The organism is Streptomyces sp. NPDC006733, from assembly GCF_040636125.1.
Lineage (GTDB): Bacteria > Actinomycetota > Actinomycetes > Streptomycetales > Streptomycetaceae > Actinacidiphila.
Genome location: NZ_JBEYJD010000111.1, coordinates 1 through 5,456 on the forward strand (window position 1 = coordinate 1; position 5,456 = coordinate 5,456).

Here is a 5,456-nt window from a genome sequence, read left to right on the forward strand (position 1 = left end):
GCCCGCCCCGGGCGTCCGCCGCGCCGGGGTGTCAGCCGGCTGATTCGGCCCGAGCCGTCTCCGGCAGCGCCAGCCCGGTCAGGAAGTCGCCGAAGCCGCCCTTGGCCCGGGCGCGCAGGCGGGCCGAGGTGACGACTGTGCAGTCCGCCGTGCGCAGGATCCGGTGGGCGCCGCGTTCGAGGGCCGCGACGAGCTCCCGGTCCTCGCCGACGGTCAGCGACGGGAAGCCGCCGACGCGCAGGTAGGCGGCCGCGGCGACGCCCAGGTTGGCGCCGTGGACGTGCGGATGCTCCCAGGGCAGGCCGGTCTCGGGCCGGGAGGCCTCGTACAGCTCCTCGAACCGGGCCGCGAGCGCCGCCGCGTGCGGCGGCCAGCTCTCCACCCGTACGGTGCCGACGACCGCCTCCCAGCCTTCGGCGGCATGGCCCACCTGCCGTGCCAGCCAGTCCGGCGGGACGGCGCTGTCCGCGTCGGTCGTCGCGATCCAGATGTCGGCCGGCCGCGTGCCGAGCACGGTCAGCGCGTGCGCGACCCCCGCCGCGCGGGCGGCGCCCGGGTTCCTGCCGCTGACCTCCACGGCCTCCACCCCGGCCGCGCGGGCCAGCGCCGCCGTCCGGTCGCGGCAGCTGTCGGCCGCGACCACGGTCACGATCCGCACCCCGGTGAGGGCCGGATGGCGGCGGGCCACCTCCAGCGCGTTGAGGGCGCGCGGCAGCAGCAGCTGCTCGTTGTGGGCCGGAACGACGACGGCGACGGCGGCGGTCATACCAGGCCCTCGTCCGCGGCGGGCGACCTCGGGCGGCCGCCGTCGGCATGGACGCGGCCGAACACCTGCAGGACGAAGTCGTCCTCGCGATGGTGCGCCAGCAGTGCCAGTTCCGGGATGTCGGCCAGGACGACGGCCAGGTCGTCGCCGGTCCTCGCGTGCTCCGCCACGGGATGGTTCCAGTGGACGGTGACGAGGGTGCCGTCCGGCTCCAGGGCCTCGACCGTGCGGTCCAGCAGCCGGGTCAGGTCGTGGGTGTCGAAGTAGTAGAGGAGTTCCGACAGCACGATGAGGTCGAACGTCCCCTCGGGCCACTGGTCGGGCAGCGTCAGCTGCCGGACGGTCACCTGGGGCAGGCCCGCCGTACGCCGGGTGGCGGAGGCGACCGCGCTCGCGACCCGGTCGCACGCCAGGACGGCGTCGCACCGCTCCGCCAGCCGCGCGGTCAGCTCGCCCACCGAGCAGGCGGGTTCGAAGGCGGAGCGGTAGCGGGGCCGGGGGAGGGCGGCCACGGTGAGGTCGTACTTGCGCTGCTCGTACCAGCGGCTCGCCAGGCTCCACGGGTCCTGGGAGTCGCGGTACATGTCGTCGAAGTAGGACGCGGCGGTGCTCAACGGAAGACGACCTCCAGATCGCGCAGGTGGTGGGCTGTCTCGTCGGGCGGCAGGATGGCGGCGTCCTCGGGGGCCGGCCCGAGCGGGCGGATCTGGCTGGCGAACCGTTCCACCGCGGCGGCCTTGCGGGCCGCGGTGGCCGCCGGAAGGGCGATGCGGGCGGCGCTCTCCCACGGCACGCGCGGGTCGTCCGGCCGGGCCCAGTGCCACATCCACACCGGGTACAGCAGGCACGGCACCCGCGCCGCGGCGGCCGCCCGCAGGGCCGCCCGTCCCGCCGCCTCGTGGTCGGCGTGCAGGTCGCCGGTCCAGGGCGCCACGCACAGGGCGGCACCGTCCAGGAGGCCGCCGAGTGCGGCGGCCACCGGGGCCTCGTTGGCGGCCACTTCGGTGTCGGGCACGCCGAGGCGGACCACCCGGGCCTGCTCCGCTCCCAGCTCGTCGAGGGCCTCGCGGGTCTCGGCAGCCCGCAGGGCGGCCAGCGAGGACGGGCTGACGACCTTGCTGCCCGGGTGCGACCGTTCCCCGTCGGTGACGGACACCACCGTCAGCTCCGTCCCCGCGGCGGCGAGCAGGCTGATCGAGCCGCCGAAGCCCAGCACCTCGTCGTCGGGGTGGGCGGCGACGACCACGACGCGGCCGCCGGTCGGCAGGTCCACCGCGGGCAGCGCGCGCAGAGTCGGCCAGGCCCGCCACAGGGCCTCGTCCGTTCCGGGCGCGTCGATCGCGTTCGCGGCGGCCGGGCTGCCGGGCGGCGTCATCGGGCGTCCTCCGGACGGGCGACGAGCGCGCCCAGCTCGGCCAGGTTCCGCTCGGCGTGGTGCTGGCGGATGTACACGGTCAGGTCGGCGACGTTCCGGGCGTGGCGCACGTCGTGGCAGAGCGGCCCGGCGCCGGTGGCCCGCCCCACCCGGGTCAGTACCTCCGTGCAGACCGCCTCGACCAGGGCCCGCACCCGCAGGCTGCGCACTCGGGCGCCGCCCGCGAGGTCCAGCGGATCCTGGTCGATCTCGGCGGCGGCCCGCTCCAGCACCGTCTGGGCGGCGTGCAGCTGCATGTCGATGTGTCCGAGGTGCGCGTCGGTGTGCGGATCGGGTCCGCGCCCGGCCGCCGCCCGGCGCAGCGTCGCGGCCACCGCACGGGCGCCGCCGTACCAGCACGCGGCCACGCCGATGCCGCCGTGCTGGAAGCCGGGGCGCGTCAGGTACTCGCGCGGCTCCCCGACGGCCACCGCGGGGACCGCCTGGAAGCGCACGTCGGGGGTGTCGCTGCCGGCCATGCCGATGGCCTGCCACGTGTCGGCGACCGGGCTGCACCCGGGGGCCCGTACCGCCACCGCGAACAGCCGGCGCTCGTCCCCGGCCGTGGCGGTCACCAGGGCGTGGGTGCAGCTGTGCGCCCCCGAGCAGTACTGCTTGAGGCCGTCGAGCTGCCACCCCTCGCCGACCCGGGTCGCGGTCACACCGCCACCCGGAGGCTCCGCGGCCCACACCCCCCACCGCTCGGCCGGCCCCGGCACGGGACCGTCCAACTCGCTGAGGATGGCGAGGGCGTCCGCGTGCCCTTCGGCCAACCGGGCCAGGCACAGGTCGCGCTCGGCGACGGAGCACAGGGCGGCGAAGCGGTCACCGGTACGGCCCGATCCGGGCAGCGGGAACTCCAGGTCGCCCGCCGCGAGCGACGCGACCAGCCGGGAGAACTCCTGTGCCGTCTCCTGCCGTGCGGCCTCGGGGGTGAACCCGGTGGGGGCCGCACCGTGCGGTGGCGGGCCCGCGGTCGGTGCCGCAGCCGCTGGGTAGGTCGTTTCCGGCATCCGTGCTCCTCGACGTCGGGGCCGTGCGCCGCGCTCGGCCGGAGAGTGGCGTGCGGGCGTAGGGCCGGGAGAGACCGCGGCGCACCGTTCCACTCTGACCCGCCCACCGGGCGGCTGCATCCCGGGGCGGGGCGGTCGGTCGCCGACTACCCGGGACGTCGAGGTGTACACAGCGTGCCGGTGACGGCTCCGCGCGGGGCGGCGGAGCCGTCACCCGCGCTCAGGCCGTCGCCGTCAGATGGGCGCGCAGGTGGCTGAGGGTGCGGTTCAGCAGGCGGGAGACGTGCATCTGACTCACGCCGAGTTCGGCGCCGATCTGCGACTGGGTCATCTCCTGGCCGAAGCGCATGTTCAGGATCTGCCGGTCCCGCTCGGGCAGGGCGGCGATCAGCGGCTTGAGGGCGAGGAGGTTCTCCACTCCCTCCAGGGCCGGGTCCACGTCGCCGATGCGGTCGGCGAGCAGACTGTCGCTGTCGCTGCTGTCGTCACCGCCGAGCGGCAGGTCCAGGGTTCCGGCGGTGTAGCCGTTGGACGCGACCAGGCCCTCGGTGACCTCCTCCGGCGTGATGTCCAGGAACGCGGCGAGCTCCTGGACGGTCGGCTCCCGCTCCAGCCGGTCGGACAGCGCTTCGGTGGCCTTCGCGAGCTCGAGCCGCAGCTCCTGCAGCCGGCGCGGGACGTGGACGGCCCAGCTGGTGTCGCGGAAGAACCGCTTGATCTCGCCGGAGATGTAGGGGATGGCGAAGGTCGTGAACTCGACCTCGCGGCTCAGCTCGAACCGGTCGATGGCCTTGATCAGGCCGATCGTGCCGACCTGGATGATGTCCTCGCGCGGCTCCGAGCGGTTGCGGAAGCGCCGCGCGACGAACGCGACCACGGCCATGTTGAGTTCGATGAGTGTGTTACGGGCGTACTGGTACTCCCGGGTGCCCTCCTCGAGGGACTGCAGGCGGTCGAAGAACAGCTTCGACAGCTCCCGCGCGTCGGCCGGAGCGACCTTTCCCGCGTCCTCGATCCACGGCAGCGGCTCCTGGTGCGACGCCGGAGCGGTGACGGCGCTCTGTGCGGCCGTGGTGATCGTCATGACTGCTCCTCATCCTGTTCGTTCGGTTCGGCAACTGGGGCGCCACATACCCCGATCACCGGACCGCACACCGGCAATCCTCGCCTCCCGGATCCGCGGGGTCCGGCGAGGCAGTGCCGCGCCCCCGGGTCCAGGGCTGCTCTCATGGTGCACGAAAAACTATCGTGGCCACAATAGACAATCTCACGGCAGCTCGCCACCTCGATGGGTTGTGTGCTGCTCGCGGAGCTGGGTAGACGTGACTCGGGGAACACGCTCCTGGGAGCCGCCGACCGGCGGCTGCCATGCCGGGGCCGGGCGACGGCGCCTTGTTCTCCCGTCCCGTCGATCTCTGGTCCGGGACACCTGATGAGCGAAGAACTCGGCGCTGAAGGAGACACCGTCATGCTGATGCCCCACCCCGCCACGCTGCAGCGGCTGATCGACCGCTACGAGGAACTGCAGGCCCGCGAAGCCGCAGGGGCCGCGACCTCCGAGGACCGCCGCCGGCTGGAGGACGCCACCTACACCCTGTGCGTCTCCACGGGCACGCGGAACATCGCCGACGCGCTGCGCATCGCGCACCGCCACTGCGGCGCGTCCGCCCAGGACATGACCACCGCGGCCTGACGTACCTCGCGGATGGCCGAAACGACCCCCGTGTGGGGACAGTTCGGGCGGGTAGCCGATCTTCCGGGAAGCGCTGGAGGCTTCCTGACGATCGGCCCATTCCGGGCTTCCGTGACGGCGAGGGAAGGACGCGCACGATGAGCGACAGCATCTGGGGTTACGGGCCGGCTTCCGGCTACCAGGCGGGGGCGGACATCACGGGGTACAAGGTCGAGGCGACCGATGGCCACATCGGCAAGGTCGACAAGCACTCCGACGAGGTCGGCGCCGCGTATCTGGTGGTCGACACCGGTGTGTGGATCTTCGGTAAGTCCGTACTGCTTCCGGCAGGCACGGTCGCCCGCGTCGACCACGAGAACAGGACCGTGTTCGTGGCGCGCACCAAGGACGAGATCAAGGACGCGCCCGAGTTCGACAAGGACAAGCACCTCGGCGACGCGGGCTACCACCAGCAGGTCGGCGGGTACTACGACACCCCGCGCGGCTGACAGACCGCACAGCGTCACGACGGCGGCCCACCGGATACGTCCGGTGGGCCGCCGTCGCGGGCGCCCGAGCCGGGAGCGGCGG

Annotated in this window: 7 protein-coding genes; 2 read left to right on the forward strand and 5 right to left on the reverse strand. The window is 74.0% G+C overall.

Annotated features, from left to right (window positions below; genetic code table 11):
- Window positions 1-31 precede the first annotated feature (31 nt).
- From ABZ721_RS40715 to ABZ721_RS40735, 5 genes are all read right to left on the reverse strand, one after another.
- The gene (locus ABZ721_RS40715; RefSeq protein WP_358793893.1) at window positions 32-766 is read right to left on the reverse strand and encodes a glycosyltransferase; all 735 of its coding nucleotides are present in this window, start codon (window positions 764-766) and stop codon (window positions 32-34) included.
- Complete coding sequence (locus ABZ721_RS40720) at window positions 763-1,380, reverse strand: SAM-dependent methyltransferase (protein WP_358793894.1); 618 nt, start codon at window positions 1,378-1,380, stop codon at window positions 763-765. The genes ABZ721_RS40715 and ABZ721_RS40720 overlap by 4 nt, the downstream gene beginning before the upstream one ends.
- Entirely contained in the window at window positions 1,377-2,141 is a 765-nt protein-coding gene (locus tag ABZ721_RS40725) for a PIG-L family deacetylase (protein ID WP_358793895.1), read from the reverse strand. Before ABZ721_RS40725 ends, ABZ721_RS40720 begins: the two co-directional genes overlap by 4 nt.
- Window positions 2,138-3,193, reverse strand: a complete 1,056-nt coding sequence (locus ABZ721_RS40730; protein ID WP_358793896.1) for an acyl-CoA dehydrogenase — start codon at window positions 3,191-3,193, stop codon at window positions 2,138-2,140. The genes ABZ721_RS40725 and ABZ721_RS40730 overlap by 4 nt, the downstream gene beginning before the upstream one ends.
- A gap of 220 nt (window positions 3,194-3,413) precedes the next feature.
- A complete protein-coding gene (locus ABZ721_RS40735; protein ID WP_358793897.1) occupies window positions 3,414-4,277 on the reverse strand; it encodes an RNA polymerase sigma factor SigF in 864 nt (287 codons plus the stop codon).
- A 384-nt stretch (window positions 4,278-4,661) separates the two neighbouring features.
- Here ABZ721_RS40735 and ABZ721_RS40740 point away from each other — a divergent pair, with 384 nt between their 5' ends.
- A complete protein-coding gene (locus ABZ721_RS40740) occupies window positions 4,662-4,886 on the forward strand; it encodes a DUF5133 domain-containing protein (RefSeq protein ID WP_358793898.1) in 225 nt (74 codons plus the stop codon).
- 137 nt (window positions 4,887-5,023) lie between these two features.
- Entirely contained in the window at window positions 5,024-5,374 is a 351-nt protein-coding gene (locus ABZ721_RS40745; RefSeq protein WP_358793899.1) for a PRC-barrel domain containing protein, read from the forward strand.
- Window positions 5,375-5,456 lie beyond the last annotated feature (82 nt).

Coding starts and splice junctions, on each gene's coding strand:
- ABZ721_RS40715 (WP_358793893.1), bottom strand. CDS start 766: ATGACCGCCGCCGTCGCCGTCGTCGTTCCGGCCCACAACGAGCAGCTG.
- ABZ721_RS40745 (WP_358793899.1), top strand. CDS start 5,024: ATGAGCGACAGCATCTGGGGTTACGGGCCGGCTTCCGGCTACCAGGCG.
- ABZ721_RS40730 (WP_358793896.1), bottom strand. CDS start 3,193: ATGCCGGAAACGACCTACCCAGCGGCTGCGGCACCGACCGCGGGCCCG.
- ABZ721_RS40725 (WP_358793895.1), bottom strand. CDS start 2,141: ATGACGCCGCCCGGCAGCCCGGCCGCCGCGAACGCGATCGACGCGCCC.
- ABZ721_RS40735 (WP_358793897.1), bottom strand. CDS start 4,277: ATGACGATCACCACGGCCGCACAGAGCGCCGTCACCGCTCCGGCGTCG.
- ABZ721_RS40740 (WP_358793898.1), top strand. CDS start 4,662: ATGCTGATGCCCCACCCCGCCACGCTGCAGCGGCTGATCGACCGCTAC.